The organism is Oleiphilus sp. HI0061, assembly GCF_001635675.1.
The window spans coordinates 1-840 of sequence record NZ_LWFE01001279.1 but is presented as its reverse complement, the minus strand read 5'-3'; the positions used below and the strand labels follow the sequence as shown (position 1 = coordinate 840).

Genomic DNA, 840 nt, shown 5'->3' with positions numbered 1-840 from the left:
CAGCCAAACGTAAATCGTGCGGCCGCGTAATTTTGATATTGTCATCTGAGCCTTCAACTAGGCAGGGCGCCCCACCCATATGCTCTATTGCTTACGGTGACCGATGAGTCGTCAGCAATAGAGCATATGGGTGGGGCGCCCTGCCTAGTTGAAGGCTCAGATGACAATATCAAAATTACGCGGCCGCACGATTTACGTTTGGCTGCAGATACCTTGGCTGCGCGGACGCAGCTGGGACGAGGTGAAAAAATGAATAGCTTTCCGAGAATCGGGAACGGTTATGACGTGCACGCATTTTGCGAGGGTGAAGAAATTATCCTGGGAGGCGTCAAAATTCCCCATCACAAATCTTTTATTGCGCATTCCGACGGGGATGTGCTGATTCACGCGATTATGGATGCAATGTTAGGTGCTTTGGCCTTAGGTGATATCGGTAAGCACTTTCCTGATACTGATGAAAAGTGGAAAGGGGCAAATAGTCGAGAACTGTTGTCTGCAGTAAACCACTTGATTTCAGAAAAAGGTTTTGTAGTTTCCAATATCGATAGCGTTATTATTGCTCAAGCTCCTAAGATGGCGCCGCATATAGGAAAGATGCAGGAAAATATTGCTCAGGACTTACAGGTTTCTCCTGAGCTGGTGAGTGTTAAAGCAACGACTACAGAGCGCCTTGGTTTTGCAGGGCGTGAGGAAGGAGTTGCTTGTCAGGCAAGTGTATTGTTAGTGCCTAAACCTAGCTGCGAAAGTGAAAGGAGAAGCGTGTGAGTGAAGTAAGGTCATTACCAGAATCACAGTTCAATCTGGTTTTTCCATGTATCGCTGACTTACCGCGGCCTGCCG

General features: G+C 47.7%; 2 protein-coding genes and 1 pseudogene. 2 read left to right on the top strand and 1 reads right to left on the bottom strand.

Going from position 1 to position 840, the window contains the following annotated elements:
• Positions 1–79: 2-C-methyl-D-erythritol 4-phosphate cytidylyltransferase (locus tag A3735_RS32650; protein WP_197485951.1), on the bottom strand; the 79-nt coding region annotated here is incomplete at its 3' end.
• Between the two features lie 17 nt (positions 80–96).
• Between A3735_RS32650 and A3735_RS32295 the strand changes: the two are divergent.
• Together A3735_RS32295 and ispF are read left to right on the top strand one after the other, a co-directional pair.
• A pseudogene (locus A3735_RS32295) lies at positions 97–195 on the top strand (2-C-methyl-D-erythritol 4-phosphate cytidylyltransferase); the annotation flags it as partial.
• A 54-nt stretch (positions 196–249) separates the two neighbouring features.
• Positions 250–765: a 2-C-methyl-D-erythritol 2,4-cyclodiphosphate synthase gene (ispF, locus tag A3735_RS20150; protein ID WP_068507343.1), complete on the top strand. Its 516-nt coding sequence runs from the start codon at positions 250–252 to the stop codon at positions 763–765.
• Positions 766–840: the final 75 nt, after the last annotated feature.

Bases quoted from the DNA above. Each gene is read 5' to 3' on its own strand.
- ispF (WP_068507343.1), top strand. From the start codon at position 250: ATGAATAGCTTTCCGAGAATCGGGAACGGTTATGACGTGCACGCATTT.